Source organism: Methylobacterium longum (assembly GCF_022179385.1).
GTDB lineage: Bacteria > Pseudomonadota > Alphaproteobacteria > Rhizobiales > Beijerinckiaceae > Methylobacterium > Methylobacterium longum.
Genome location: NZ_BPQS01000011.1, coordinates 16,619 through 43,153, shown reverse-complemented (window position 1 = coordinate 43,153; position 26,535 = coordinate 16,619). Strand labels below are relative to the sequence as shown.

The window sequence follows — 26,535 nt, the reverse complement described above, 5'->3', positions numbered from 1 at the left end:
GGGACATGTCCGCGCGGCACCCCATCATCTCGGTGACCGGATCCTCCGGGGCCGGCACCACCTCGGTGCGCAACACCTTCGAGCAGATCTTCCGCCGGGAGGATGTGCGGGCGGTGTTCATCGAGGGCGACGGCTTCCACGCCTTCGACCGGGATACGATGCGGGCCATGATGGCGCGCGAGCCGACCCTGTCCCATTTCGCGCCGCGGGCGAACCTGCTGCCGGAACTGGAGGCTGTGTTCCGCAGCTACGCCGAGGCCGGGACTGGCCGGACCCGCCATTACGCCCACGACGCCCACGACGCGCAAGCCTACGGCATCCCGGAGGGCAGCTTCTCCGCGTGGGAGTCCTTCCCGCCGGATTCCGATCTTCTGTTCTACGAGGGGCTGCACGGCTGCGTGGCCGACCCGGACGTCGACATCGCCCGTTACGCCGACCTGAAGATCGGCGTCGTGCCGGTGATCAACCTCGAATGGATCCAGAAGCTGCACCGGGACCGCTCGTTCCGTGGTTACTCCACCGACGCCGTCACGGACGTGATCCTGCGGCGCATGCCCGACTACGTGCAGACCATCTGTCCGCAATTCTCCTTCACCGACATCAACTTCCAGCGAGTGCCGACGGTCGATACCTCGAACCCGTTCATCGCCCGCTGGATCCCCACCGCCGACGAGTCGCTGGTCGTGATCCGCTTCAAGGATCCGAAGGGGATCGATTTTTCCTACCTCGTCTCCATGATCCACGACAGCTTCATGAGCCGGGCCAATTCCATCGTGATCCCGGGTGGAAAGCTGGATCTCGCCATGCAGCTGATCCTGACGCCGATGATCATGCAGCTCGTCGAGCGGCGGCGCCGGCTGGCCTGACCGGGGAGGCGCACCGTGGAACCACCTGAAACGTCGCTCCCACCCGGCACCTCAGGATGAGGGACCAGGTGGGGCCGGCCCGTGCGCCGAACGCCATCTCAGCCCGATTGTTGTTGGAAGATCCGTGATGCTGCCTCCCGTTATCGCCCCATCGATCCTCTCGGCCGATTTCGCGCGCTTGGCGGAAGAAACCCGCGCCGTCGACGCGGCCGGGGCCGACTGGATCCACCTCGACGTGATGGACGGCCACTTCGTGCCCAACATCACCTTCGGGCCACCGGTGGTGAAGGCGCTCCGGCCGCACAGCGACAAGTTCTTCGACGTTCACCTGATGATCGCCCCGGCCGATCCTTACCTCGCCGCTTTCGCGGAGGCCGGCGCCGACGGGATCACGGTCCACGCCGAGGCCGGGCCGCACATCCATCGCTCGCTCCAGACCATCCGCGACCTCGGCAAGCGCGCGGGCGTGGCGATCAATCCCGGTACCCCCGCGACGATGGTCGAGCCAGTGCTTGACCTCGTGGATCTGGTGCTGGTGATGACCGTCAATCCCGGCTTCGGCGGCCAGAAGTTCCTAAAGAGCAGCATGGAGGCTGTGGCCCGGGTGCGGGCCATGGCGGCCGGTCGGGACATCCGCATCCAGGTCGACGGCGGCATTGATGCCGAGACCGTGAAGGCGGCAAGCCGTGCCGGCGCCGACACCTTCGTGGCCGGCAACGCGGTCTTCAGCGGCGGCCCGCAGGCCTACGCGGAGCGCATCGCGGCGATCCGTGAGAGCGCGGAGGGCGCCTCCGGTCGCGACCTCACGTGCTGAGGGCGCTGATCTTCGACGTCGATGGGACCCTCGCCGAGACCGAGGACCTGCACCGGCAGGCCTTCAACCGCGCCTTCGCGGCCGTCGGCCTGCCCTGGCACTGGGATGCGGCGCTCTACGCCGACCTGCTCACCGTGATGGGCGGCAAGGAGCGCCTTGCCCACTACATCGACACGCAGCACGCGGCCGAGGCGGGCGCGCTCCACGCGCTGGCTCCCGAGATTCACGCCCGCAAGACCGCCGGGTATGGCGAACTCCTGTCGGAATGCCGGTTGCCCCTGCGCCCCGGGATTGCCCGACTCGTCGCCGAGGCCCGGGGGGCCGGGATCCGGCTCGCGATCGCCACCACCACCAGTCGGCCGAACGTCGACCAACTCCTGGCCGTCAACTTCCCGCCGGGTGCCCAACCCTTCGACGTGATCGCGTCCGGCGACGAGGCGAAGCGCAAGAAGCCGGCCCCCGATATCTTTCTGCTGGCGCTCGCCGGCCTGGATGTCGCCGCCACGGAGGCGGTGGCGTTCGAGGATTCGACTGCCGGCATCGCCTCGGCCCGCGGCGCCGGCCTGCCGGTCCTCGCGACCCGCAGCCGCTACACCGAGAGCCACCGGCTCGACGGTGCCTTCTCGGCGGTGTCCGATCTCGGCGAGCCGGGTCGCCCTCATCGGCATCTCGCCGGGCTGGCATGGCCGGGTCATGTGGTGACGCTGGCGGCCCTGCAGGACTGGCACGCGGGCCGTCGGTAAACGCGGCCGGCGCGGTCCCGACCGATCCTCCCGGGACGCCCGACGATCGTTCCGACGCCGCAGCTGTGCCGATCATCGACGTGCAGACGGCGATCAAATATTGCTCGAATGGACCGAAAACTTCTGAACATTCGCAGATTGAGTATGGTGACTTATAGCATCAGAATAATTTAGATCCGCGATACCTTATTAGATATCATGAATTTTCTCTTGATGATAAAGATCATTCAAGTTAAAAACATGGGATCGTTGTTGATCCTAAGTTTGTCGGATGATCGCGATGCGCCTCTCGATTCGGTTCGTCCTGATGTCTATTCTGATGCTCGCGAGCGTCATGGCCATCGCGATCGCTGCCTTGGACGTCGCGCGCAGCAAGACACGGCTCGATACTGCGGTCCGGGCGGCCGAATACGTGGAAATCGATCGCAACCTGTTCGCCAGTTTGAATCAGCTCCGCGCCGAGCGGGGCTGGTCCCTGAACGCGCTCCTGCTCGAACCCGATGCCGGCCGTGTCCAGCGCCAGATCGCGCTCGAAGCCCGCGATATCTTCGATGCCGCCGTCGACGATGCGCTGGCTGAATTGGACCGCCTGGGCGATGCCCCCCTGGCGGCGAAGAGCGCCGAACTCCGGATCCACGTGGACGACTTGCGGCGCCTCCGCCCAGCCCTCGACGCAGCGTTCGACCAGCCCGCGGCGGCACGCGATCCGGTATTGCGGCAGACGCTGAGCGACGCCGGACTCAGCGCGCTGGTCGCGTTCGAGGCGGCGTCCGATGCGGCGGAAGCCGAGATCCAGGCGACGGAATCCGATTTCGGCAGTTTCCTGGATGCGCGGGCCGCGACCTGGCTCACCCGGACGACCAGCAGCCGCGTCGCGTCCCAGGTGAGCGAACTGCTGACCATCGGCCGGCCCGCCACGCCGGCCGACTGGACGCAGCTGAATGCGGCCGCTTCCGAAGCTCGGTCGGCCTGGACGCTCGCCCGCCGCGTCGTCGCGACCGCGGACTTCGATCCCGCCGTGAAGGCGGCTTACGACCGGGCGGACGCCGTCAACTTCACCGGGAGGCTGGCCGAGATCCGGCGGGTCGCCCTCGCCGACGTCGCCGCCGGGCGTGAGATCTCGATTGCGAGCGCGGAGTGGGACGAGACGATCCTCGCCCAGCAGACGATCGCCGACGCGGCGCTCGCGGTCATCGATTCGGCCCTGGGCCGGGCGCGGGCGGTTGCGGCCCGGGCCCGCTGGGGCTTGCAGCTCGCCGTCGCGGCCATCCTGATCGCGGCGGGCCTGGTGGTGGCGGCCATCCTGATCGTGCAGTTCCATGTGGTGCGGCGGCTCTTCGGCTTAGCCGACACGATGCGCCGGCTCACCGCGGGGCACCTCGACACGCCCGTGCCCGGCACGCGGCGGAACGACGAGATCGGCGACATGGCGGTCGCCGTGCAGGTGTTCAAGGACAATCTGCTCCGGACCCGAGACCTTGAACGGGATGCGGTCGAGAACCGAGGTCGCGCCGAGGCGCAGCGCCGGGCGGCCATGCACCGGATGGCCGATACGTTCGAGCGGGCGGCGGGCGAGATCGTCGGGATGGTCTCGTCCTCGGCGGGCGCCTTGCAATCCACGGCGCAAAACCTGGCCACCACGGCGGCCGATACCGCGGACCGGTCGACCCAGGTCGCGGCCGCCGCCGCCGAGGCCGCTTCCAACGTCGGAACCGTTGCGGCCGCCGCCGAGGAACTCGGTGCCTCCGTGAAGGAGATCGGCCGGCAGGTCTCCGGGTCGGCCGACCTGGCCCGCGCCGCGGTGGGCGAGGCGGATCAGACGGCTGCCCTCGTGCAGGCTCTCAGCGGGAGCGTCACCAGGATCAGCGACGTCGTGGGGCTGATCTCCGGCATCGCGGCGCAGACCAACCTGCTGGCGCTCAACGCCACCATCGAGGCGGCCCGCGCCGGCGAGGCCGGTCGCGGCTTCGCGGTGGTGGCCGCCGAGGTCAAGGCGCTGGCCGACCAGACCGCGAAGGCCACCGACGACATCGGCCGGCAGATCGGTCAGGTGCAGGGCGCGACCGGCGAGGCGGTCTCGGCGATCGGGGTGATCGCCGCCCGCATCCGAGAGATCAGCACCGTGGCGGCCATGATCGCGGCCGCCGTCGAGGAGCAGGATGCGGCCACGCAGGAGATCGTCCGCAACGTCGAGCAGGCGTCGATCGGCACGAGCGCGGTCACGGGCACGATCGCGGGGGTGGCCGGGGCGGCGGAGAACACCGGGGCGGCGGCCGGAGCGGTGTTGACCTCGGCGACCCAACTGTCGCTCCAGTCCGAGCACCTCACGGACGAGGTGGAACGCTTCCTGGCGACCGTCCGGGCCGCCTGACGCAATGGGGCGCCTATCGGCGGGGAACCTGTCCCCGTTTGCCGCCGCACCCCTGGGCCTCGGTGGCGAACAGCATCGATCCGGCGACGAGCCCCAGGGCGGCCGCGAGCCCGAGCCTCAGCCAGCGCGGGCCGGCCGCGCCCGCGGGCGCGCCGGGATCGGCGGCGGACGGATCGCGGATATCGCCGCGGCTGGCCGTCCAGGTCTTCACGCGCGTCATCCCTCGCTCCCGGTCGGATACCAACGGTTCGATCGGGAACGCCCGGGCGGTGCGATCTTTCCCGCGCGGTCCGATCCGCCGCTCCGTGGGCCGCGTTGCCTCGCCGGAAGGGGGCGTCCTATAACGCCTCGACCTCGCAGCCGCGCGGACGGGGTCTCGGACGCCCGCCCGCGCCAACGAACAAAAGTCTCCCCGCCATGGCAGGCCATTCGCAGTTCAAGAACATCATGCACCGGAAGGGCCGGGTGGACGCAGTCCGCTCGAAGGTGTTCGGAAAGCTCGCCCGCGAGATCACCGTGGCGGCCAAGCTCGGCACGCCCGATCCGGCGATGAACCCGCGCCTGCGCGCGGCGATCATCGCGGCCCGGGCCGAGAACATGCCCAAGGACAACATCGAGCGCGCCATCAAGAAGGCCGCTGGGGCCGACGGCGAGAACTACGAGGACATCCGCTACGAGGGCTACGGCCCCGGCGGCGCCGCGCTGATCGTCGAGGCGCAGACCGACAACCGCAACCGCACGGCCTCGGACGTGCGCTCGGCCTTCACGAAATCCGGCGGCAGCCTCGCCGAGACCGGGGCCGTGGCGTTCATGTTCGACCGCGTGGGGGTGATCGCCTTCCCGGCCAAGGTCGCGGATGCCGACACGATGTTGGAGGCGGCGATCGAGGCGGGCGCCGACGATGTGAGTTCCAGCGAGGACGGCCACGAGGTCATCTGCGCCCAGGATTCCTACGGCGAGGTCGCCAAGGCGCTGGAGACCCGGTTCGGCGAGCCGACCCGCACCGGCCTGATCTGGAAGGCGCAGAACACGATCGACGTGGACGACGAGACCGGTGAGAAGCTGATCCGCCTCGTGGAGGTCATCGAGGATCAGGACGACGTCCAGAACGTCTACGTGAACTTCGCGCTGTCGGACGCGCTGATGGCCAAGCTGCAGGCCTGACAGGCCGCCGCTCGGGCCAAGCGCTCGGATTCCGGGGCCGCCGCGGTTCCGGAATGTGTTGGCCACATCCCATCATGATCGCGGGGCAGCGCAGGGGGCCGGGAAGCGCGGACGGAGCGCCGCCGAGCAGGCTTCGAGGCTCTGGTTCCCGGGTCCTGCCGCGCAAACCCGGACTGACGGGCAGCAGACCGGGGCGTCGCCCGTTCCGGTGGACCCGGAGGACCGGGCGCTCACGCGCCTGCGGCCGCGAGTTCGGCGCCGAAGCGCTCCTGCGCGTAGCCCTCCACCGAGAAGGTGTCGTCGGGCAGCTGGACCATGAAGCGCTCGGCCACCTCGGTCAGCACGATATCGGGCCGAACGCGCTCGACATACGACCAATCGAGCGCGGTGCTCCAGACGAAGTGCACCTCGCGGAACGTCTCCGCCAGCATGATCGTCAGCATGTACGGCATGACGTGCGAGAACGAGTCGCCGAACAGTGCCAGCCGGCGCGGATCGGTGGCTTTGGCGTTGCCGTAGACGACATGGGCGCCGACATGCAGCGTGTGCAGCAATCCGGCCCGCTCCCGCGCCTCGACGATCGGGCTGCCGTAGGTCCGAACCGCGTCCTGCTGCATCAGCACGGTGCGGGACCGGGCCCGGCGGGGCGGATCGAAGGCGCTGCCCAGGTCGCCGTCATGGTCGGCCTCGTAGGACGGGCGGTCCCGGAGATCGACCCGGGGCTCGGTCCCCAGCGCCCGGCAGATTTCCGCGTAGGCGAGATAGCAGCCCTCGAAGGACCAGTGCGTGTCGGTCCGGCAGTACAGGTCGGCCGCATCGCGCTGGGCACGCATCGGCGTCACGAGGTCGATGCAGGTCTCCCGCCAGCGCTTCCGGCGACGCCAGGCGGCGTAGAGGGCAAATGGGCTGCGGCCCAGCGGCGGCTCGCTGTGGAGCAGCCGATAGGCCGGCGACGCGGCCGGCCGGATCGCGATCCCGTCGAGTCGATGGTCGTAGATCATCAGCTTCTCGGGGGCGACCACGTGCCGGTACAGGATGCCCAGGGCGCGCAGGCGCCGTTCGCGGGTGGCGATCAGGCTCCGCCACTGCCAGATCAACTCCGTCGTCGCCTCCGGCCGCTCGTATTGGCCGAGCACGTCGTTGGTCCCGGTCTTAAGGAACAGCCAGCCGTCCTGTCCGACATGGATGTGGTCGGGGATGCTCGAAGCCATGGCGCACTCGCGAGATCGACGGCCCGCCCGGAGGCCGGCCGCCGGATTCGGCAGCAAGGAGCGGGATGCGGGGCATCCGGCGGGGCGGCAGGGTGAGGGACGAACAGCACCCTTCGTCGAGCCTCGTCATGCCCCTCCCCATCGCCCGCGCCAAGCCGCATAGTGCCGACGCCATGAGCCAGGTTCCCGGGCCCGACCCCGAAGACGTTGAGCGCTGGGCGGCCCTCGCCGCCCGGGACGCGCGGGCGGACGGCCGCTTCGTGTACGCGGTGCGCACCACCGGGGTGTATTGCCGCCCGAGCTGCGCGTCGCGGGCGGCGCGGCCGGAGAACGTCACCTTCCACGGCACCTGCGCCGAGGCCGAGGCGGCCGGTTTCCGGCCGTGCCGCCGATGCCGTCCGGACGAGCCGGGCCTGGCCGGACGACGGGCTGATTCGGTCGCCCGCGCCTGCCGCCTGATCGAGGCGGCCGAGACCATGCCGTCGCTCGCGGAACTGGCCCGCGCCGCCGGCCTGAGCGCCTACCATTTCCACCGGGTGTTCAAGGCCGCCACCGGCGTCACGCCGAAGGCCTACGCCGCCGCCCACCGCGCCGCCGTTCTGGCCGCGCGGCTGCCGGGCGCCGCCTCGGTGACGGAGGCGCTGTACGAGGTCGGCTACGGCGCGGCGAGCCGTTTCTACGAAGAGGGCGCCCCGCGCCTCGGGATGGCACCCGCCGCCTACCGGACGGGGGGAGCCGGTCTGCGCATCCGCTTCGGAATCGGCGACTGCTCCCTGGGTGCGATCCTGGTGGCGGCGACCGATCAGGGTGTCTGCGCGATCCTGCTCGGCGACACTCCAGATGCGCTGGTGCGCGACATGCAGGATCGGTTCCCCGCCGCGGCGATCGAGGGCGGCGACCCGATCTTCGAGACCTGGATGGCCCAGGTCATCGGCCTCGTGGAGGCCCCCGGCGGCGGGCTCGACCTGCCTCTCGACATCCGCGGAACCGCTTTCCAGCAGCGGGTCTGGGAGGCGCTGCGCAGGATCCCGGTCGGGTCGACGGCGAGTTACGCGGAGATCGCGCGCGCCATCGGCTTGCCCGCCGCGACGCGGGCCGTCGCCCAGGCCTGCGGGGCCAACCCGATCGCGGTCGCAATCCCCTGCCACCGGGTGGTGCGCTCGGATGGCGCCCTGTCGGGCTACCGCTGGGGCGTCGCCCGCAAGCGTGACCTGCTGGCCCGGGAAGCGGAGCGTTGACGCCTCGCACCCAGCCCGCTTCTTCCCGACACCGTTCAGGAACGCGTCCTGACATGTGCCCGAGAGCGGCTCCCCGAGGCCGCAGATAGGGCGTCCCGGCGCGCGGCGGGGGTGGCCCGGCAGCGCGTCATCGCTGGGCTCGTCCGGCGGGATGGTTTCGTGCGCCTCGCGGCAACGAAGGTGATGGCGCCGCGCCGGCCTTCGCCGCCGGTCCTCGGCCGGACGGGCCCAAGGCCGGCCTGGACCAGGGCTACAGGGACCCGACCGACGGCGCCGTGACGGGGCCGGCCGGTCCGGCGGCGTCCATGGCGGCTCCCACGGGTCCCGCGCACCGGCCTCCCCCTTCGCTCTGCCCGGAACGGACGGGACCAGTCACGCGCCGGGCGGCGGCGTCGAGTGCGCCGCCGCCGGAAGGCTCTTCGGCAAAGTCCAAGCGTTGTATGTCCACCCCGGCCGCGGCTTCACAGGAACGATATACTACAACGCCGCCGCACCGCTGTATTGCAGTGCCGGCAAACAGAATTTGCGTTTCGCTGTGGTGCGCTCCGGTGCGGATTACCGATTTTAGACACTATCGGGTATGTCGGAGCTTGACGGCTCAATCAGGCTGCGTTGCTATCCCGGGTGTTCGGCACCCAGATTCGGCCGACCGCTCGCGCCCCTCCGCGACCGGCGGGGGGATCGCCGGTTCCGGATGCCGCGGGGGTTCGCCCGTGCGGCTCAGGAGGTCTCTCCGACAGGACCGGTCGTGAACGCTCCCAGACCGACCCGCGCCACGACGGCGATTCTCGTCCTCGCGTTCCTGGCGTGCCACGCACCCGCACGGGCACAGGAGATCGTCCCGCCCGGGCCGTCCGGCCGGGGCGCCTTCCTGATCCACGGAAACTTCTGCGGGCCGGGAAACCGGGGTCCCGACTACGGACCGATCGACGCGCTGGATTTGGCCTGCGCGCACCATGACGCCTGCTCGACCGATCCGAATTCGGGGATCCTGACCGCCTGCGCCTGCCACCGGCGTCTTCAGGTCGAGGCGGGGATCGTGGCGCGCGACCCGCGCACGCCTGCCCGAACGCGGCAGACGGCGCAGTTCATCTCCGACTTCGCCTCGACGATGCCCTGCCAGTAGGGCGCGCCGACGCGGTCGTCAGGCGGCGTCGGCCGGGTTGGCAGCGGCCTTCGGGCCACCCTTGGCCACGCCGACCAGGGCCGGGCGCAGGACACGCTCGCCGATGACGTAGCCCGCCTGCACGACCTGCACGACGGTGCCGGCCGGCACTTCCGGGTTCGGGACCTCGAACATCGCCTGATGGCGGTTCGGATCGAACTTCTGACCTTCCGGCTCGACGATCTTCACGCCGTGGCGCTCGAGGGTCTTGCCGAGGTCGCGCTCGGTGAGTTCGATCCCGTCGATCAGGCCCTTCAGCGCACCGTCGGCCGTCGCCTTCGCGTCGGCCGGAACGCTGTCGAGGGCGCGGCGGATGTTGTCGGCGACGTTGAGGACGTCGCGGGCGAAGTTCGTCACCGCGTAGGCGCGGGCATCCGCCACCTCGCGCTCCGTCCGGCGGCGCAGGTTCTCCATCTCGGCGAGGGTGCGCAGCGTGCGGTCCTTCAACTCGTCGCGCTCGGCCGTGAGCAGGGCGAGGGTCTCGGCGATCGGATCGACGGAAGACGCTTCAGCGCCCTGGCCGTTCGGCGCCGTGTCCTGCGAAGCGCCGGCGCCGGCTTCGACCGTCGTCTGGCGCTGGTCATCCTGGGGCATGTCGTTGCTCGTCATCGCGATTCAGTCGTCGGAACGGGGTGGTTCGGGGGCCTTCGGGACCGGCGCTGATATCTGGCCCCGGGCTTGCGAAATCAACCCGCCCGTCACGCTTCGCGCGGCGGCGGCGCCGCGACGAGGGCTTCGAGCCCTTCGGCCTTGAGGGCGGCGACGTCACCGGCGAAGACCTCCATCACGGCCCCGCGGATCGCCGCCTGCCGGTCGGGCTGCGTCACCCGCGTGCCGGTGAGGTCGGTGACGTAGAAGACGTCGACCGCCCGCTCGCCGAAGGTCGCCACATGCGCCGAGGTGATGTTCAGCGACAGCCGGCCGAAGGCGGAGGTCAGCTCGTAGAGCAGGCCGGGCCGGTCGAGGCCCGTGACCTCCACGACGGTTTCCCGGCTCGACAGGGCGTTGTCGATGATCACGTCCGGGGGCACCGGGAAGGTCTTCGCCCGCGCGCTGGTGGAAGGGTGCTTGTCGGCGACGAGATCGGCGATGCGGATCTCGCCCTTCAGGGCGCGCTCGATCGCCGCCGTCACGCGCTTGGTCCGGCGCTGCTCGTCCTCGTCGCGCTCGAAGGCGCGGGAGATGAAGATCGTGTCGAGGGCAAACCCGTCCGTGGTCGTGAAGATCTGCGCGTCGACGATGTTGCTGCCCGCCGCCGCGCAGGCTCCGGTGATGATGGCGAGCAGGCGCGGGTGGTCCGGCGAGTAGATCGTGATCTCGGTGACGCCGCGCACCGGGTCCAGCGCCACGTCGGTGGCGCTGGTGCGGCCGTCGCGGACCGCATTGCGCAGGAACTGCGCGTTCTTGAGCTGCCGCGTCGTGTCGACCTTCAGCCAGTAGGCCTGGCCATGGCGCGCCGCGTAGGCGTCGAACTCCTCCGACGCCCAGCCGGGCAGCTGCTCGCGCAGGCTCATCTGGACGAGGCGAACCCGGTCGGTGCGGGCGATCTCGGAATGACCGCCGGACAGATAGACCTCGGTCTCGTCGTAGAGGGTGCGGACCAGAGTGCCCTTCCAGGCCGTCCAGACCCCGGGACCCACCGCCGTGATGTCGGCGACCGTGAGGATGGTCAGGAGCTTCAACCGTTCCAGGCTCTGCACGCTCGCGGCGAAGCGCTCGATCGTCTTCGCGTCGGAGAGATCGCGGCTCTGCGCGGTCATCGACATCAGCAGGTGATGCTCGACGAGCCAGCACACGGTCTCGGTCTCGGCCTGGTTCAGGCCGAAGCGAGGGCACAGCTTCTCGGCGATGGCGGCGCCGGCGATCGAGTGGTCTTCCGGCCGGCCCTTGGCGATGTCGTGCAGGAGGATCGCGACGTAGAGCGCCGTGCGGTTGTGGATCGTGTGCACGAGGCGCGAGACCAGCGGATAAGTCTCCTGGCTGCGGCCGGATTCGATGTCGGCCAGGACGCCGATCGTGCGCAGCAGGTGCTCGTCCACCGTGAAGTGGTGGTACATGTTGAACTGCATCATCGCGACGATGCGGCCGAAATCCGGAATAAAGCGGCCGAGCACCCCCGCCTCGTTCATCTCGCGCAACGCCTCCTCGGGGGCGTTCCGGGAGGTGAGGATGTCGAGGAACAGGCGGTTGGCCTCCGAATCCCCGCGCAGCGACGGGTTGACGAGGCGCAGGGACCGGCTCGCCAGCCGCTTGGCGTCGGGATGGATCGCGAGGTTGTGCCGGTCCGCGAGCCAGAACAGGCGGATCAGGTTGACCGGATCGCGCTCGAAGGCGTCCTCCGCCCGCAGGTTCACCCGGCCGTGATCGATCCAGAAATCCTCCGCCTCCATGGCGGTGGCGCGGAAGCGGTCGCGGAACCGCCCGATCCAGCGATCGAGCACCGGGGTGCGTTTGGCGTGCCGCGCCTCCAGCTCCGCGCACACGATGGCGGTCAGGTCGCCGACATCCTTGGCGATGCGGAAATAAGCCTTCATGAACCGCTCGACGCCCGAGAGCCCGCCCCGGGATTCGTAGCCGAAGCGCTCGGCGATCCGCGGCTGCAGGCCGAAGGACAGGCGTTCCTCCGCGCGCTTCGTCGCGAAGTGCATGTGGCAGCGGACCCGCCACAGGAATTCCTCGCAGCGCTCGAACAGCGCGTACTCCTCCGGCGTGAACAGCCCGGCGCTGACGAGTTCGATCTGGTCGCGCACCCGATAGGTGTACTTGGCGATCCAGAACAGCGTGTTCAGATCCCGCAGGCCGCCCTTGCCGTCCTTGACGTTGGGCTCGACGAGGTAGCGCGAGGTTCCGGCCTTGGAGACGCGCAGGTCGCGCTCGCGCAGCTTCGCGTCCACGAACTCGGAGGCCGAACCGACCACCAGTTCGGCGTCGAAGCGCGTCACCAGTTCCTCGTAGAGGACCCGCGTGCCGAACAGGTACCGCGCCTCCAGCAGGGACGTGCGGATCGTCATGTCGGCGCGCGCCTCGCGCATGCACTCCTCGACGGAGCGCGTGGCATGGCCGACCTTCAGCTTGAGGTCCCAGAGGACGTAGAGCATGCCCTCCACGACGCTCTCCGACCACGCGGTCTGCTTGTAGGGGAGCAGGAACAGCAGATCGATGTCCGAGCCCGGCGCCATGGTGCCCCGGCCGTAGCCGCCGGTGGCGACCACGGCGAGCTGCTCGCCGGTGGTGGGGTTGTCGTTGGGATAGAGCCGCCAGACCACGGCGTCGTGGATGGCCCGCACGACGGCATCCGTGAGGGCCGAGAGGGCCTGGGCGCAGCGCAGACCGTTGCGGTCTTCCAGGAGCTGGGCCTCGGCGGCGCGGTGGCCCTCCTCGATGACCCGGCGCAGCTGCGGCACCAGCGCGGCCCGGAGCTTGGTGGGCTCGCGGGCCTCGCGGTCGAGATTCTCCAGGACCGTGGCGAGGGCGGCGACGGGATCGTACATGGCTCCCGTTAGCATGATATGCCTACGCCGCCAGCCATGCGGTCCCCCGCTCCGAGTCGCGGGCGTCGGAACCGATCACTATTCCGCTGCCGGTAGGTCGAGGGCCAGTAACCGCGCCGTCCGGTTGCGCTTGGCGGACCGGGGCTCGGCCTCGCTGGTCTGCCGCCGCGCATCGGCGATCGCCGCGTGGACCCCGTCCACCGCCAGGATCAGGGCGCTCACCGTGCGGGCGTCGATGCTGCGCTCGCGGGCGTAGCAGACCACGTCGGCCACGAGCCCATCCGTCTCGAGCGCGAGGGCATCGAGCTCGGCGCTGCTCGTCGCGGTGCGCACCTCGCGCAGGATGTCGAGCAGGCGGTCGAGGACGAAGTCGACGCGCTCCCGCCGCTTGCGGGCGAGCCTCTGCCCGATCCAGGCGAAGCCGGAGCCGATCGTGCCGCCGAAGAAGGCGAACAGGTAAATGTAATCCTCGTAGCGATCGAGGAAGGTCTGCTGCTCGCGCTCGAAGTAGTCCACCGCTCCGGGGTGGTTCGGCAGGCGCGCGGAGGTCGCCGCTACCGTCGTGTCGAAATCGGGGGCCTTCATCAGCTTCGCGACCGGTGCCGCCGAGGCGAGCCGCGAGCGCCACTCGAACAGGTGCTGCGTCGCCGAGGCCACCGCGACCCGGCTCACCGTGCCCCGCGCCATCAGGCGGTAGGACGCTCCCACCGTCTTGACCTCCTCGTCGGGGCGCTTCGGGCGCCCGCCGAAGGTGCCGGCCGGGATGGTCACCGCCTGCAGTTCGGGGAAGCGCTGCAGGATCGCGTCGCCGTCCGGAACCGACACGAAGCCGATCTTCCGCTCCGGAGAACCCAGTTCGACGGCATGCACCATCGCGGCCGCGGTCTTCGAGGCGGGGCTGCCGATCACCGCGACCGCGTCGACGCGCTTCTCGGTGAGCGCCGCCGTCACGTCGCCGATCTTCAGAGGCACCACGGCGACATGGCCGGCCGCGGCCTCGCCTTCGGCGTTTTGACGGTCTCCCGGTGCCTCCGCATCCGAATGGTCCGGCACGAGGTCGTAGAAGGACAGCAGGTTCGTGAGGAACGGCAGGTCGGCGCCGTGGCGTACGACGATGCCGAGGCGCTTGCGCGCCAGCGCGGGGATGTCGTCGATATCGGCCGCTTCGGGCGCCGCGATGATCAGGGCCTCGTCGTGGAGGATCGCCAGGGTCAGGCCGTTCTCGGGCAGGAGCACGTCCGGCCGGACGACGGCGAGGTCGGCTTTGTTCCGCTGCAGCGCCAGGGCGCTGTCGCGCACGTCGCCGTAGCGGACGACCTTGAGGCGCACGTCCTCCCGTGCCCGGTCCAGGGCGTTGGCGTAGGCTTCGATCAGCGCGGCCTCGGGCCCGTCCTGGGGACCCACCGCCACCGTGAGGGTGTTCGGACGCGACAGGTAGACGATCCCGGCCGCGGCGGCGGCCAGCCCCAGGGCCACCAGGACCAGGAGCCACTCGCGGCGCATCAGGGATGCCGCCGCGGCATGCAGGCGCCTCCGCCCCCGGTCCTGCGGGCGATCGGACGAAGAACGGTGGTTCGGGCCATGGCCGAGCCTGTCGCGTTGCGCGCGTTCCATACCCAAGTCATGAAACGCAAACCTGTCGAGATCGTGAAGAACCGGTGAAACCTCCAAACGTTGCAGGATCTGCGCCAGAGCGCCGCGACCGGGAGGTCAAACCATCCGGCCCGGTGAGCCCGGCTTGGCTCGAACGGGCCGCGCTTCACTATCTGGAGCGGTACAGCGCCTCCACGGAGATGCTGCGCCGGACCCTCGCGCGGCGCGTGCAGAAGCGGGCCCGCGCGCGGGGGGAGGAGCCCGAAGCGTTCGCGGATCTCGTCACCGCGACCGTGGCGCGCGCGGTGTCGGCCGGCCTCGTCGACGACGCGCGCTTCGCCGATACCCGCCTCGCCACCCTGCGCCGCCGCGGCACGTCGAGCCGCGGCGTCTCGGCCAAGCTCGCCGCCAAGGGCGTCCCCCGCGACGTGGTCGAGGCCGCGATGCTGGCGGAACGCGAGGCCCTCCCGGACGGGGAGGCGGAGGCGATCGAGGTGCAGGCCGCACGGGCCTACGCCAAGCGGCGACGCCTCGGGCCGCATCGCCGGCCGGAACAGCGGGACGCCTATCGCGACCGGGACCTCGCGGCGCTGGCGCGGGCGGGATTCTCCTACGCCCTCGCGCGGCGGATCGTCGACGCGGAGCCGGACGGGGAGCCCGACCCGCCGGCATGACGGGTGCGGCATCGCGGCCCGGGGTGAATGACGGGGTGGCCTTGCACCTTCGCGTCTGTCGTTCATTGTCTGTTCGATGGACGAGACCCTGGCCAAGAAGCTGCGCATCCTCGCGGATGCCGCCAAGTACGATGCATCCTGCGCCTCCTCGGCGGCGCCCAAGCGGGCGGCCGGCAAGGACGGGCTCGGTTCGACCACCGGGGCCGGGATCTGCCATGCCTACACGCCGGACGGGCGCTGCGTGTCGCTGCTCAAGATCCTGCTGACCAACTGGTGCCTGTTCGACTGCGCCTACTGCGTCAACCGGCGCTCGTCGAACGTGCGGCGGGCGAAGTTCACCGTCGAGGAGGTCGTGAACCTCACCCTGAACTTCTATCGGCGGAACTACATCGAGGGCCTGTTCCTCTCCTCGGGCATCATCAAGTCGCCGGACCACACGATGGAGCTGCTCACCCGGGTGGCGAAGTCGCTCCGGCGCGACCACGGCTTCGCCGGCTACATCCACCTCAAGTCGATCCCCGAGGCGAGCCCCTGGCTGATCGAGGAGGCCGGCCTCTACGCCGACCGGCTGTCGATCAACGTCGAGCTGCCCACCGAGGCGAGCCTGGAACGCCTCGCCCCCGAGAAGGATGGTGCCGCGATCCAGGGCGCGATGGCGCAGATCGGCGAGCGCATCGTGCAGGCGAAGGCCGAGAAGCGCCGCTTCTCGCCCGCTGGCCACTCGACGCAGGTGATCGTCGGGGCGGATGCCACCACCGATGAGGCGCTGATCCGCAAGAGCGCGCTGCTCTACGGCAGCGTCGGCCTGAAGCGCGTCTACTACTCGGCCTTCAGCCCGATCCCGGACGGCTCGGCGATCCTGCCGCCGAAGCCGCCGCCGCTCCAGCGCGAGCACCGGCTGTACCAGGCCGACTGGCTGCTGCGGTACTACGAGTTCACCCCCGACGAGGTCGCCGACGCCTCCGAGGACGGCATGCTCGCCCTCGACATCGACCCGAAGCTCGCCTGGGCCCTGAAGCACCGGGACAAGTTCCCGGTGGACGTGAACAAGGCTGATCGGGAATGGCTGCTGCGGGTGCCGGGGCTCGGCGCCCGGGCGGTGGACAAGATCGTCCAGGCACGCCGCCACGCGACCCTGCGCCTCGACGACGTCGCGCGGCTCACCTCGGGGCTGAAGCGGGCGCGGCCGTTCCTCGTCGCCGCCGATCACCGACCGGTCGGGCTCACCGATCGGCTCGACCTGCGCACGCGGCTGGCCGAGCCGGCCAAGCAGCTGAGCTTGTTCTGATGGGGATCGGGACCTCGCCCCTCCCTCGTCCCTCCGGGGGGCACGGTACCCTGCGCGGCAGCGGGGGAGGGGATCCGCATCGGCCGCGCGCCATCCTCCTGCGCCCGGGAGCCGACCTCGACGGGTTCCGCACCGCCGTCCGGAGCCTCGTCGCCCAGGACGTGCCGCCGGAGTCGGTGACTTGGTCGGTGACGGATTCGCCCGGCCTCTTCGGCGCCGACGCGGAGCAGGCTCCCGGCACGCCGCTCGTCCTGCCGAAGCCCGTCGCCGCGCTCATCCCGCAGGTCATCCCGCATCGTGATCCGGAGCGCTACGGCCTGCTCTACGCCCTGGTCTGGCGGGTCTGCCAGGGCGAGCGGCACCTGATGGAGGTCGGCAGCGATCCGCTGGTGCACCGCCTGCACCGGATGGCAAAGGCGATCGGGCGCGACCTTCACAAGATGCACGCCTTCCTGCGCTTCCGCCGCGCGGAGGACCGCGGAGGCGAGCGCTACGTCGCGTGGTTCGAGCCCGATCACCACATCCTGGAGGCCGCGGCGCCGTTCTTCGTCGCCCGCTTCCGCGGGATGCGCTGGTCGATCCTGACCCCGGAGGGGTCGGCCCACTGGGACACCGAGACCCTCGCCTTCGGCCCGCCCGGCGACCGCGCCCAGCTTCCGGAGGGCGACGGCTTCGAGGCCGGCTGGCAGACCTATTACGAGAGCACGTTCAACCCGGCCCGGACCAACCTGAAGGCCATGCGGGCCGAGATGCCCAAGAAGTACTGGCGCAACATGCCCGAGACCGCCGCCATCCCCGCCCTGGTGCGGGCCGCCGCGGGGCGCACCGAAGCGATGATCGAGAGGGAGCCGACCATGCCCACACGCCGCGAACCCGCCCGGGCCGTCGCCGCGATGGCCGACCAGGATCCCAAGACCCTCGACGAGTTGAACGCCATCATCCGGCGCACCGAGCCGCTGGTGCCGGGCGCGACCCAGGCCGTGCTCGGAGAAGGGCCGGTCGGCGCCACTGTCGCCTTCGTGGGCGAGCAGCCCGGCGACCAGGAGGACCGGCAGGGCCGCCCCTTCGTGGGGCCGGCGGGGCAACTCCTGTCCCGCGCCATGGCGGAAGCGGGGATCGACCGTGGCGCGAGCTACCTGACCAATGCGGTCAAGCACTTCAAGTTCGAGGAGCGCGGCAAGCGCCGCATCCACCAGAAGCCGACGGCCGGCGAGGTCAGCCACTATCGCTGGTGGCTCGATCGGGAGTTGGAGTTCGTGGGGCCCAAGCTCGTCGTCGCCCTCGGCGCGACCGCCGTCCTGGCGTTGACCGGCAAGGCGATCCCGATCACCCGGGCGCGCGGGCCGTTCCGCTTCGATCGGCACGACAACCGCTTTCAAGGCTTCATCACCGTGCACCCGTCCTACCTCCTGCGCCTCCCGGACGAGGCGAAGGCGGACGCCTACGCGGCCTTCGTGGAGGACCTGCGTCGGGTGGAAGACCTGAGGCGCGAACTCGCCGCATGATCCCGCGCGGCCGCGGCCCGTCCCCGGTACGCTGCGGCTGCCGATTCCCCGCGCGGCCGGATCCCCGGATGGGCACGTCGCCATCGACATCCGCCGTACAGTCGGGGCGGAACTCCGCCGCCGGGGCGTCCACCATGCGACCCCCTCCGGCTCGGTCGCGCGGGGCGACGGCGGGACGGAACGTGGGCCCGACCCGAGGATCGCGAATGATCGGGCGCGTGTGCGCGATCTCCTCACATGCGCCGGCCCGTGCCGTTGCATCGGCGATCTGTTCCCGAGGCCGGCCGACGTGGCCGACCGGGGCCGCAGGGCGCCGCGTTGCGGGGCTGACCGTCGACGTGTTCGCCGAAGACCTCCGAACCGGTGGCGCGGTGATCCGCTGACGGGCGATCTTCGCGGCGGCGGGCCGGAATCTGACGGACGACAGGTTGGGCTGGCATCCGGCACTCGCGCGGCATGGCGGGGCATCGCGCGGCGCGACATCGCCGCCGCCGGGAACATCTATCGCTACGGCTATCGCGCGGTCATGCTGGACAACGTCTGGCGGACCGTTCACGAGCGCTTGGCCGACCTCGTCGCGGCCTGCCGCGCCGAGCTGGACCGCGAGCCCGCTCCTTGACCGCCCGAGACGCCTGCGCCCATGAAGCCTGAGACCGCGTCGAGCCCCGAGACCAAGCCCGTCGGCCCCGGCGATCAGGTGATCCTGGTCGACGGCTCCTCCTTCATCTTCCGGGCCTATTTCCAGTCGATCAACCAGGATCAGAAGTATAATTCGCGGCCCTCCGACGGGCTGCCTACCGGCGCGGTGCGGCTGTTCTGCACCAAGATCGCGCAGTTCCTGCAGGAGGGCGCGGCCGGTACGATGCCGACCCATCTCGGCATCGTCTTCGACAAGTCCGAGGGCTCGTTCCGCAAGGAGATGTTCCCGGATTACAAGGGTCATCGCCCCGACGCGCCCGACGACCTGAAGCGGCAGATGCCGCTGATGCGCGACGCGGTGCGCGCCTTCGGCCTGCACGCGGTGGAGCTGGAGCGCTACGAGGCCGACGACCTGATCGCCACCTACACCCGCCAGGCCGAGGCGCGGGGCGCGGGCGTCATCATCGTCTCCTCCGACAAGGACCTGATGCAGCTCGTCGGGCCGCAGGTGCGGTTCTACGATTTCGAATCCGGCGCCAAGGGCAAGGCCGGCTACCGGCCCGAGCGCAACCTCGACGTCGAGGCGATCATCGCCAAATGGGAGGGCCTCCAACCGAACCAGATCGGCGACGCCCTGGCGCTGATCGGCGACACCTCCGACAACGTGCCGGGGGTGCCCGGCATCGGCCTGAAGACCGCGGCGGCCCTGATCAAGGAGTTCGGCAGCCTGGAGGCGCTGCTGGATCGGGCGGGCGAGATCAAGCAGCCCAAGCGCCGCGAGACCCTGTTGGCCAACGTCGATCAGGCCAAGCTCTCGCGAAAACTGGTCGCGCTGATGGAGGATGTGCCGGTCCCGGTGGACCTCGACGATCTCGGCGTGCCCAAGCCCGATCCGGAGAAGCTCGTCGGCTTCCTGAAGGCGATGGAGTTCAACACGCTCACGCGCCGCATCGCCCAGATGCTGCACGTCGATCCCGAGGCGGTGAAGCCCGATCCGCGGCTCCTGCCGGGGGCCAGGCCGCACGGCTACGGCAACGGCGCGGGCGGCAGCGACGCGGTGCCGTTCTTCGGCGATTCCGTGCCGCCCGATCCCGAGACCGCGGCGGCCGGGCCTGAGCGCCCGCCGGGCGCCGCCCCGCCCGAGGGCGGCGAGATCGACCCCTTCGCCGATCTCGACCTGCCCGACGCGCCGGCCAAGCCCCGGGCACCCGTCGAAGCGACGCCCGGCAACGTGGTGGCCGCCCGGGCCGCGGAGTCGGTCGCGCCGTTCGACACCGCCGCCTACGAGACCGTCGCGTCGCTGGAGCAGCTCGATGCGTGGATCGCCGAGGCTGAGGAGGCCGGGGTGATCGCGGTCGATACCGAGACCGACGCCCTGGACGCCCACAAGGCCGGCCTCGTCGGCGTCTCGCTGGCGGTGGCGACCGGCCGGGCCTGCTACATCCCGCTGGCCCACGTGCAGGCCGCCAAGGTCCAGGCCGACGCCACCGACCTGTTCGGCGAGGGCGCCGCGGCCTCCGACGTGGCCGAGCCGGTGCCGGGACAGATCCCGCTGAAGGACGCCATCGCCCGGCTGAAGCCGCTGCTGGAGAATCCCGGCGTCCTGAAGGTCGGCCAGAACCTGAAATACGATTGGGTGGTGCTCGCCCGCTACGGCATCGAGATCGCGCCCTTCGACGACACGATGCTGATCTCCTACGTGCTCGACGCCGGCAAGGGTGGCCACGGCATGGACGAGCTGGCGCGCCGCCACCTCGGCCACCAGCCGATCACCTTCTCGGACGTGGCCGGCACCGGCCGCAACAAGGTGACCTTCGACCGCGTCGCCATCGACAAGGCCACCGCCTACGCGGCTGAGGACGCGGACGTGACGCTGCGCCTGTGGCGGATGATGAAGCCGCGCCTCGTGGCCGAGCACCGGGTCGCCGTCTACGAGACCCTGGAGCGGCCGCTGCTGCCGGTGATCGCCCGGATGGAGCAGCGCGGCATCCGGGTCGACCGCGAGATGCTGAGCCGCCTCTCCGGTGACTTTTCCCAGATCCTCGTCCGCCTGGAGGAGGAGATCCAGGAGGATGCCGGCGAGAAGTTCTCGGTGGGCTCGCCCAAGCAGATCGGCGACATCCTGTTCGGCAAGATGGGCCTGCCGGGCGCGAAGAAGACGCCGTCCGGCCAGTGGGCGACACCGGCTACGCTTCTCGAGGAACTCGCCCAGGCCGGGCACGACCTCCCGAAAAAGATCCTGGAGTGGCGGCAGCTCTCGAAGCTGAAATCCACCTACACGGATTCGCTCCAGACCCATGCCGACCGGGAGACCGCGCGGGTCCACACCTCGTTCTCGCTGGCGGCGACCACGACGGGGCGGCTCTCCTCCTCCGAGCCGAACCTCCAGAACATCCCGATCCGCACCGAGGAGGGCCGGCGCATCCGCCGGGCCTTCGTGGCCGCGCCCGGCAACCGGCTGATCTCGGCGGACTACTCGCAGATCGAGCTGCGGCTCCTCGCCCACATGGCCGATATCCCGGAGCTCCGGAAGGCGTTCGAGGACGGCATCGACATCCACGCAGCGACCGCATCGGCGATGTTCGGCGTGCCGCTGAAAGAGATGACGCCCGACCTGCGGCGCCGGGCCAAGACCATCAATTTCGGCATCATCTACGGCATCTCGGCCTTCGGGCTGGCCGACCGGCTCGGCATCGGCCGCGAGGAGGCCTCGGCGTTCATCAAGCAGTATTTCGAGCAGTTCCCGGGGATCCGCGACTACATCGACACCACCAAGCGGAGCTGCCGGGACAAGGGCTACGTGACCACCCTGTTCGGCCGGGTCTGCCACTACCCGCAGATCCGCTCCAACAACCCGTCCGAGCGCGCCAGCGTCGAGCGGCAGGCGATCAACGCGCCGATCCAGGGCTCGGCCGCCGACATCATCCGCCGGGCGATGACGCGGATGGAGACAGTTTTGGCCGCGAAACGCATCAAGGCCCGCATGCTGCTGCAGGTCCACGACGAATTGGTGTTCGAGGCCGCCGAGGACGAGGTCGACGCCGCGATTCCGGTCATCCGCAGCGTGATGGAGGAGGCCCCGGCGCCGGCCCTGACGCTCAAGGTGCCGCTGGTCGTGGAGGCCAAGGCGGCGGGAAACTGGCAGGAAGCGCACTGACAGGCGCGGGCCGCAGTTCGTCCGACCCGGTCAGCCTCGGCGAGCGGAGCGATCCGGGAGGCGCTTCGTTCGCCGGATTCGCCGGTCTGCCGTCGCCCCGGGGTGCTGGGCCCGCTCGCAGCGCCGGCGGCGCTCGCCCGCCCGTGACCGGAAGCCCTGCGGCGCTTCGACACCGCCGGGCTCCCGGCAGGCTTGGAGTTGACGCCGAAGGCGGTCATACGCGTGCGGCTGATGACCCGCACCGCGCCTAGCCCGTGACCGATCCCCTCTCCTTCCTCGCTGGCGGCGGCGAGGCCGCGCGGATGATCCGGGCGCGCGACTGGTCCGGCCATCCCCTCGGCGCTCCGGAAAGCTGGCCGGCGGAGTTCCGCGCGGCCCTGTCCCTCGTGCTGAACTCGCCGGAATCGATGATCCTGGCCTGGGGGCCCGATCTCCATTTCTTCTTCAACGACACCTACTTCCCTCTGCTGGGGCCGCGCCTGTCCTGGGCCATGGGCGAGCGGTTCGACGTCGTCTGGGCCGATGCCTGGTCGCAGGCCAAGCCGATCATCGACGCCGCCTTGCAAGGTCGCCCGGAGCGCTTCGTCGATCTGCCCTGGCAGCTCGACACCGACCGGGGCGCGCAGGAGACGTGGTGGACCTTCTCGTACTCGCGGGTCCTCGATGCGGCCGGGCAGGTCGCGGGGCTGTTCATCCTCACCAACGAGACCACCGGCCGGGTGCTCGCCGACGCCGCCCTCACGGAAAGCCAGGTCGCCCTGGAGGCGGCCCTGGGGGACCTGCGCAACCTCAACGCCACCCTGGCGCAGCAGGTCGGGGAGCGCACCGCCGACCGCAACGCCGTCTGGACGCTGTCCTCCGACCTGATGCTGCGCTGCCTGTTCGACGGGACGATCACCGCGGTGAATCCCGCCTGGACCGAGGTGCTGGGCTGGCGCCCGGACGAACTCGTCGGGACGAAGCTGATCGACGTGGTCCACCCGGACGACCTGACCCGCACGTTCGAGGGCGCGCAGCAGCTGACCGCGGGCGCGAGCCTCGCCCGCTTCGACAACCGCTATCGCCACCGGGACGGCAGCTACCGCTGGATCAGCTGGGCGGCGCGGCCCGGCGACGGGATCATCAACGCGGTCGGCCGCGACTTCACCGTCGAGCGTGAGCGTGCCGATGCCCTGGCGGCCGCCGAGGAGGCCTTGCGGCAGTCGCAGAAGATGGAGGCGGTCGGCCAGCTCACCGGCGGCCTCGCGCACGACTTCAACAACCTGCTCGCCGGCATCTCCGGCTCGCTGGAGCTGATCCAGACCCGGCTGAGCCAGGGCCGCGTGGCCGATGTCGACCGTTACATCGCGGCCGCGCAGGGCGCCTCGAAGCGGGCTGCGGCCCTGACCCACCGGCTGCTCGCCTTCTCGCGGCGTCAGACCCTCGACCCGAAGCCCACGGACGTGAACCGGCTGGTCGCCGGCATGGAAGACCTGATCCGGCGCACCGTCGGGCCCGCGGTGCAGGTCGAGGTCGCGGGCGCCGCCGGTCTCTGGCCGGCGCTGGTCGATCCGCCGCAGCTCGAGAACGCGCTGCTCAACCTCTGCATCAACGCCCGGGACGCCATGCCGGAGGGCGGCCGGATCGCGATTCAGACCGCCAACGCCTGGCTCGACGCGCGCGCCGCGCGGCGCCACGACATGCCACCGGGCCAGTACCTCTCGCTCAGCGTGACCGACACCGGCACCGGCATGCCCCCCGAGGTCATTGAGAAGGTGTTCGAGCCCTTCTTCACCACCAAGCCGCTGGGCCAGGGCACCGGCCTCGGCCTCTCGATGATCTACGGCTTCGTCCAGCAATCCGGCGGGCAGGTGCGGATCCACTCGGAGGTCGGCCAGGGCACGACCGTCTGCCTCTACCTGCCGCGCCACCGCGGGGCGGTCGTGGCGGAGGATCCGCACGCCGCCCGGTTCGCGCCGCCGCGGGCGACCCCGGGCGAGACGGTCCTGATCGTGGACGACGAGCCGTCCGTGCGGATGCTGGTCACCGAGGTGCTGGAGGATCTCGGCTACACGGCGATCGCGGCCGCCGACAGCGTCGCCGGGCTGAAGGTGCTGCAATCGGACGTGCGCATCGACCTCCTGGTGACGGATGTCGGCCTGCCGGGCGGCATGAATGGGCGCCAGATGGCCGAGGCCGGGCGGGTGAAGCGTCCCGGCCTGAAGGTGCTGTTCATCACCGGCTACGCCGAGACGACGGTGCTGGGGAATGGCCAGCTCGATCCCGGCATGCAGGTCATCACCAAGCCGTTCGTGGTGGAGGTCCTGGGTGCGCGCATCCGCGAGATGATCGGGACGGGTTGACCGCCGGACCGGTTCGGGCCTCATCGGCACGGACAACCGGAGGACCGACGCGATGCGGGCGCTGCTGTGCACGAGGCTCGAGGGGCCTGAGCATCTGGAGGTCGTGGAGCGCCCGGACCCGGTTCCGGGGCCCGGCCAGGCCCTGGTGCGGATACGGCTGGCGGCGCTTAATTTCTTCGACACGCTGATCGTCGCCGGGCGCTACCAAGTGAAGCCCCCGTTGCCGTTCTCGCCCGGCGGCGAGGGCGTCGGCGTGGTCGAGGCGCTGGGGGAGGGGGCCTCGGGCGTCGCCGTGGGCGACCGGGTCATCGTCCATGCCGGACACGGCTGCTGCGCCGAGCGCATCGCCATCGATGCCGCCAAGCTCACCCCGGTGCCGGACGGTGTGCCGGACGAGCAGGCCGCCGGGCTCACCATCACGTACGGCACCTCGCTCCACGCCCTGGCCAACCGGGCGCGTCTGCGGCCCGGCGAGTGGATGGCCGTCCTGGGGGCCTCCGGGGGCGTCGGCCTCGCCGCGGTGGAGCTCGGGCGGCTGATGGGCGCCCGGGTGATCGCCTGCGCCTCCTCGGAGGAGAAGCTTGCGGTTGCCCGCGCCCACGGGGCCGAGGCGACGCTGGTCTACGACCCGGCGACCCTCAAGGACGCGTTGCGCCAGGTCAGCGGCGGCGGTGTCGACGTGGTCTACGACGCGGTGGGCGACGCCTACGCGGAACCGGCCCTGCGGGCGCTCGGCTGGCGCGGACGTTACCTCGTCATCGGCTTCGCGGCCGGCGCCATCCCGCGGCTGCCGCTGAACCTGATTCTCCTCAAGGAACTCGACGTGCAGGGCGTCCACTGGGGCGCCTTCCTGGACCGCGAACCCGCGGCCCATCAGGCGGACCAGCGCCGGCTCCTCGGCTGGGTCGCCGAGGGCAAGCTCACCGCGCAGGTCCACGGCGTCTACCCCCTGGCGGAGTTTCCGGAAGCCTTCGGCCTGCTGACCCGCCGGGCCGCGGTCGGGAAGGTGCTGCTCCGGCCCTGAAGCCTCAGAGCAGCCCGCGCGCCTTGGCGAGGCCGACGAGGTCCGCCTGGGGGCGGGCGCCGATGTGCTGGATCACCTCGGCGGCCGCGAGCGTGCCGAGGCGGGCGCTCGTGACGTTGTCGAGGCCGCGAGCGTGGCCGGCCAGGAAGCCGGCCGCGAACAGGTCGCCGGCGCCGGTCGTGTCCACCACGTCCCGCACCGGGCTGGCCTCGACGGCGCGGATCTCGCCACCTTGCACCACCAAGGCACCGTCGGCCGAGCGCGTGACGAGCCCGAGAAGGTGCCGGCCGCGGGCGTTGCGCTCGTCGCGGAGCGCGGCCACGGCGGCCTCGGGATCGTCCGTCTGGTAGAGGCTCTGGAGTTCGCCCATGTTGGCGAACAGGATATCGACGCTGCCGTCGCGCACGAGGCCCAGGAATTCGTCCCGGTAGCGGCCGACGCAGAACGCGTCCGACAGGGTCAGCGCGACGGCGTTCCCGGCCTGATGGGCGATCTCGGCGGCCTTGCGGAACGCGTCCTTGGCGGCCGGCGGATCCCAGAGGTAGCCCTCGAGGTAGACGACCTTGGCCGAACGCACGAGCGCCTGGTCGACATCGTCGGGCGAGAGCCCCTGGCAGGCCCCCAGATAGGTGCTCATCGTGCGCTCGCCGTCCGGCGTCACCAGCACGAAGCAGCGGGCGGTGGCCGGGCCCTCCTCGGCGGCCGGGACGGTGAAGCCGACCCCGGTGGCCTTCAGGTCGTGGCTGAACAGGCCGCCGAGCTCGTCGTCCCGGACCTTGCCGACGAAGCCCGTCCGGGCTCCGAGCAGGGCCGCCCCCACCGCCGTGTTGGCGCCCGAGCCGCCCGAGACGATCGTGGCCGGCCCCATGGCCTGGAACAGGGACTCGGCCCGCGGCTCGTCGATGAGCTGCATCGCTCCCTTGGTCACGCCCTGTGTGGACAGGAAGGCGTCGTCCGTGCGTGCGATCACGTCGACGATGGCGTTGCCGAGCACGAGGAGATCGAGGGGTGCGGTCATGCGGGCGTCCTGATTCGGGTTCGCGCCGCTGTGGCATCCGCCTCGAACGGGATCAAGCTCCGTCGCCGACCGCCGGGGGATCGGCGAACAGCCCGGTCACGGGCAAGCTCAGGCGGGGCGGTATCCGATCGAGGCGGCCCTCGATCGCGATGCGGGTCTCGATCAGGCGGCGTCGCGCGCGGCGGTGATGGAGGAGGGCACGCTTCCCCGGATCCACGATCAAGGCGCGCCT

The 26,535-nt window shown here is 70.7% G+C and carries 20 protein-coding genes; 14 read left to right on the top strand and 6 right to left on the bottom strand.

All coding sequences use genetic code 11. From position 1 onward, the window contains the following. Nucleotides 1-5 precede the first annotated feature (5 nt). From MFF58_RS12430 to MFF58_RS12415, 4 genes are all read left to right on the top strand, one after another. Entirely contained in the window at nucleotides 6-866 is an 861-nt protein-coding gene (locus tag MFF58_RS12430; RefSeq protein WP_238287736.1) for a phosphoribulokinase, read from the top strand. Nucleotides 867-993: 127 nt separating this feature from the next. After that, nucleotides 994-1,680, top strand: a complete 687-nt coding sequence (rpe, locus tag MFF58_RS12425; RefSeq protein WP_238287735.1) for a ribulose-phosphate 3-epimerase — start codon at nucleotides 994-996, stop codon at nucleotides 1,678-1,680. Then, nucleotides 1,674-2,423 (top strand): HAD-IA family hydrolase, encoded by a 750-nt coding sequence (locus MFF58_RS12420; RefSeq protein ID WP_238287732.1) that lies wholly within the window; start codon nucleotides 1,674-1,676, stop codon nucleotides 2,421-2,423. Before rpe ends, MFF58_RS12420 begins: the two co-directional genes overlap by 7 nt. A gap of 280 nt (nucleotides 2,424-2,703) precedes the next feature. After that, complete coding sequence (locus tag MFF58_RS12415; protein ID WP_238287731.1) at nucleotides 2,704-4,794, top strand: methyl-accepting chemotaxis protein; 2,091 nt, start codon at nucleotides 2,704-2,706, stop codon at nucleotides 4,792-4,794. Between the two features lie 13 nt (nucleotides 4,795-4,807). On the opposite strand, the gene MFF58_RS12410 is transcribed toward MFF58_RS12415, so the two are convergent. Continuing rightward, nucleotides 4,808-5,014, bottom strand: a complete 207-nt coding sequence (locus MFF58_RS12410) for a hypothetical protein (protein ID WP_238287729.1) — start codon at nucleotides 5,012-5,014, stop codon at nucleotides 4,808-4,810. 197 nt (nucleotides 5,015-5,211) lie between these two features. Between MFF58_RS12410 and MFF58_RS12405 the strand changes: the two genes are divergently transcribed. Then, the gene (locus MFF58_RS12405) at nucleotides 5,212-5,958 is read left to right on the top strand and encodes a YebC/PmpR family DNA-binding transcriptional regulator (RefSeq protein WP_238287728.1); all 747 of its coding nucleotides are present in this window, start codon (nucleotides 5,212-5,214) and stop codon (nucleotides 5,956-5,958) included. Between the two features lie 230 nt (nucleotides 5,959-6,188). Here MFF58_RS12405 and MFF58_RS12400 read toward each other — a convergent pair whose 3' ends face one another. Then, complete coding sequence (locus MFF58_RS12400) at nucleotides 6,189-7,169, bottom strand: alginate O-acetyltransferase AlgX-related protein (protein WP_238287726.1); 981 nt, start codon at nucleotides 7,167-7,169, stop codon at nucleotides 6,189-6,191. A gap of 173 nt (nucleotides 7,170-7,342) precedes the next feature. Between MFF58_RS12400 and ada the strand changes: the two genes are divergently transcribed. Beyond that, nucleotides 7,343-8,407, top strand: coding sequence for a bifunctional DNA-binding transcriptional regulator/O6-methylguanine-DNA methyltransferase Ada (gene ada / locus MFF58_RS12395; protein ID WP_238287961.1), 1,065 nt, complete (start codon nucleotides 7,343-7,345; stop codon nucleotides 8,405-8,407). Between the two features lie 748 nt (nucleotides 8,408-9,155). Further along, nucleotides 9,156-9,533, top strand: a complete 378-nt coding sequence (locus tag MFF58_RS12390; protein WP_238287725.1) for a phospholipase A2 family protein — start codon at nucleotides 9,156-9,158, stop codon at nucleotides 9,531-9,533. Nucleotides 9,534-9,551: 18 nt separating this feature from the next. Here the strand turns inward: MFF58_RS12390 and grpE are convergent, their stop codons facing one another. The 3 genes from grpE to MFF58_RS12375 all read right to left on the bottom strand — a co-directional run bounded on the left by grpE (nucleotide 9,552) and on the right by MFF58_RS12375 (nucleotide 14,566). Further along, nucleotides 9,552-10,166 (bottom strand): nucleotide exchange factor GrpE, encoded by a 615-nt coding sequence (gene grpE / locus MFF58_RS12385; protein WP_238287723.1) that lies wholly within the window; start codon nucleotides 10,164-10,166, stop codon nucleotides 9,552-9,554. A 104-nt stretch (nucleotides 10,167-10,270) separates the two neighbouring features. Then, a complete protein-coding gene (locus MFF58_RS12380; protein ID WP_238287944.1) occupies nucleotides 10,271-13,063 on the bottom strand; it encodes a [protein-PII] uridylyltransferase in 2,793 nt (930 codons plus the stop codon). Between the two features lie 78 nt (nucleotides 13,064-13,141). Continuing rightward, a complete protein-coding gene (locus MFF58_RS12375) occupies nucleotides 13,142-14,566 on the bottom strand; it encodes a TAXI family TRAP transporter solute-binding subunit (RefSeq protein ID WP_238287721.1) in 1,425 nt (474 codons plus the stop codon). 224 nt (nucleotides 14,567-14,790) lie between these two features. Here MFF58_RS12375 and MFF58_RS12370 point away from each other — a divergent pair, with 224 nt between their 5' ends. The 7 genes from MFF58_RS12370 (at nucleotide 14,791) to MFF58_RS12340 (ending at nucleotide 25,285) form a co-directional block, all read left to right on the top strand. After that, complete coding sequence (locus MFF58_RS12370) at nucleotides 14,791-15,330, top strand: regulatory protein RecX (RefSeq protein ID WP_238287720.1); 540 nt, start codon at nucleotides 14,791-14,793, stop codon at nucleotides 15,328-15,330. Between the two features lie 76 nt (nucleotides 15,331-15,406). Then, nucleotides 15,407-16,618, top strand: a complete 1,212-nt coding sequence (locus MFF58_RS12365; RefSeq protein ID WP_238287719.1) for a putative DNA modification/repair radical SAM protein — start codon at nucleotides 15,407-15,409, stop codon at nucleotides 16,616-16,618. Next, entirely contained in the window at nucleotides 16,618-18,123 is a 1,506-nt protein-coding gene (locus MFF58_RS12360; protein WP_238287718.1) for a UdgX family uracil-DNA binding protein, read from the top strand. Before MFF58_RS12365 ends, MFF58_RS12360 begins: the two co-directional genes overlap by 1 nt. A 220-nt stretch (nucleotides 18,124-18,343) precedes the next feature. Further along, nucleotides 18,344-18,742 carry a hypothetical protein gene (locus MFF58_RS12355; RefSeq protein WP_238287716.1) on the top strand — a complete coding sequence of 133 codons (399 nt, stop codon included), beginning with the start codon at nucleotides 18,344-18,346 and terminating at the stop codon, nucleotides 18,740-18,742. 21 nt (nucleotides 18,743-18,763) lie between these two features. Then, nucleotides 18,764-21,919, top strand: a complete 3,156-nt coding sequence (gene polA / locus MFF58_RS12350; RefSeq protein ID WP_238287715.1) for a DNA polymerase I — start codon at nucleotides 18,764-18,766, stop codon at nucleotides 21,917-21,919. 254 nt (nucleotides 21,920-22,173) lie between these two features. Continuing rightward, nucleotides 22,174-24,261 (top strand): hybrid sensor histidine kinase/response regulator, encoded by a 2,088-nt coding sequence (locus MFF58_RS12345; RefSeq protein WP_238287713.1) that lies wholly within the window; start codon nucleotides 22,174-22,176, stop codon nucleotides 24,259-24,261. A 52-nt stretch (nucleotides 24,262-24,313) separates the two neighbouring features. Next, nucleotides 24,314-25,285, top strand: coding sequence for an NADPH:quinone oxidoreductase family protein (locus MFF58_RS12340; protein WP_238287711.1), 972 nt, complete (start codon nucleotides 24,314-24,316; stop codon nucleotides 25,283-25,285). A gap of 4 nt (nucleotides 25,286-25,289) precedes the next feature. Here MFF58_RS12340 and MFF58_RS12335 read toward each other — a convergent pair whose 3' ends face one another. Continuing rightward, entirely contained in the window at nucleotides 25,290-26,303 is a 1,014-nt protein-coding gene (locus tag MFF58_RS12335; protein WP_238287707.1) for an adenosine kinase, read from the bottom strand. Between the last annotated feature and the right edge of the window lie 232 nt (nucleotides 26,304-26,535).